1 protein-coding gene is annotated in these 2,198 nt (G+C 74.4%); it reads right to left on the reverse strand.

What is annotated here, in order from left to right; translation table 11 throughout:
* Window positions 1–132: 132 nt before the first annotated feature.
* Window positions 133–2,198 (reverse strand): hypothetical protein (locus D455_RS29925; RefSeq protein ID WP_017570534.1); only part of this gene is annotated, 2,066 nt, incomplete at its 5' end.

Here is a 2,198-nt window from a genome sequence, read left to right on the forward strand (position 1 = left end):
TGCTCGCCCTCTTCGTCACCCTCCAGGGGCTGGTCCCGGGCTGTGGCCCTTCCTTCCCCCAGGCCCCAGGAAGCCCGCGCCGGATCCGCGCGGTGATCCTGGGGCAGGCCCCGGGGCGATGGACGACGGGGCTCAGCCCCACGAACCCCTGGGCTCGGGCAGGGACTCCGGCGCGATCCGGAGCATCCAGTGCCACCCGACCGACCAGCCCAGGAAGCGGCGCACCCCTGTGGGTTCCTCGGTCTCCTCCAGCGTTCCTCCCCCGAGCACCTGACGCAGGCCGTCCAGCACCGGAGCCAGGCGCTCGATCGTGTGCCGGGACTGGTAGAGGACGAGTTCCTCCATCCACTCCAGAACCTCGCGCTGCTCCCGCTCCGCGCACAGGGACAGGAAGAACACCGTCTGCCGCCAGGAGAACGCCGCGTTCTTGACGTGGGGCATGCGCGGGTGCACCCGGGGCAGGCCCTCCACGGTCCGCACGGTCAGGGCGTGGGCGCGCCGGGCCAGCTCGGCCCACCCGCACGCGGGCCGGGCCCCGGCGCCGACCAGGACGGCCAGGTTGTGCGTGGTGAGGATCTGGGCCTGTTCGATGACGGTGCCGTTGCCCGCGACGCTTCGCGCCGGGTTGCCCGCGCGCTCCCGGCACAGCAGGGCGAAGGGGGTCGTCCGTCCGGGGCGGGGGTGGTCCTCCGGCAGGGCCAGGACCCGCGCGGTGTCGATCTCGTAGTAGCGCGTGTAGAGGCCCTCGCCAAGCAGCTCGGCGGCCGTCTTGGCGGCGCGCGCGAACTTCGGGACGAACTCGCCCATGAAGATGTCGGAGGCGATCTCCTCCACGAACGGCAGGTTCAGGTTCGCGGTCCGGGACAGACCGGCGAGCTCGCTCACCATCGGGTTGGGCACGATCGTGCCGGGGAAGTGGGCGAGCACCGACGTGCCCAGTTCGGGAAGCAACTCGGCCACCGCCCGGCGACGGGCCCCGGAGTCGGTGTGGTGTGCCGCCAGTGCCCGGGTCCAGGGGAGCTCGCCCGCGCGTACCTGGCTCTCCAGGTTGAGCAGCAGCAGGGAACGCCTACGGCTGAACGCCCGGTGGTGGGCGGCGACCAACCGGGCGAGTGCGGGATCGGGGACGGAGGCGGCCTCGGCCGCGGCGGTCAGGGCGGGCACGATCTGGGCCATCACCTCGGCGGAGGGGACCACGCCCAGCTCCACCAGGTCGTCCAGGGGCGCGGCGGCGGCGCGTCGGGCGACGGAAGCCAGGACCTGGGGGATCGGCCAGCCCTCGGGCACGGTGAAGTCGTGTGCCTCGCCGGGGGAGGTGGGGGCGAGTACCTCCTCGATGAGCGGGGTGCCGGAGTTCTGGGGTAGCGGGGCGAGCCGGGCGGACACCAGCGCGGCCAGAACGTCGTGGGTGGGTCGGGCCGCGTGTTCGGCCTGCTCGGTGCGCAGGGCGGTGTGCCGCTCGGAACCGGGCAGTCCGCGCCTGGCCACCATGGAGTCCACGGCGTGCTGGAGCAGGCCGCGGCGGCGAGGGGTGAGTTCCGCGCCGGCGTCCCCGTCCCCGGAGACCGCCTCGCACAGGGAGGTCAGCAGGATCGCGAGGTTCTCCTTGGGCTTGCGGTGCTTGGTGCACAGGGTGTGCTCGGCGGACAGGCGCTCGTACTCGGTGAGCAGGTCGGCGCCGCGCCGGATCCAGCCCCCGGGACGGTGGGCGTCCACGCGGCCCTCGCGCAGGGTCCGCAGCCAGTGTGCGAGGACGCGGTCGGCGAAGGGGTTCCACACGGCCAGGGCCTCCTGCTGGACCCTGGGCCGGTTGGTGGCCGGGTCCTGGGCGGCGCGCCCGTCCAGGACCCGGCGGGCGTCGCCGACGGTCTCACGGAAGACGGCGTGGGCGGGCAGGTCCTGGCGGGGCGCCGGACGCGGGGTGAGGCACAGGGTGTCGGCGAGGGGCTCGACGGCGCCGAGCAACCGCAGGGCGCTGGCGGTGTCCCCTGCGCGCAGCAGCCAGGCGACGGTGAGCAGGGCGGCCTGTTCGGGCAGGTCCACCTCGTACTCGCCGCTGTCCAGGAGCGCGGTGAGCTCGGCCAGGCCCTCCTCGGTGAGGTGGTGGGTGTACAGGGCGGCACGCTCGGCGGGCAGGCCGTGGCGGTGGGCCAGTTCCCGCTCGTGGGGGCGCAGGGGGCCGCCAGCGGCGGGGCGTC

The sequence above is a fragment of the Nocardiopsis halotolerans DSM 44410 genome, from assembly GCF_000341065.1.
Lineage (GTDB): Bacteria > Actinomycetota > Actinomycetes > Streptosporangiales > Streptosporangiaceae > Nocardiopsis > Nocardiopsis halotolerans.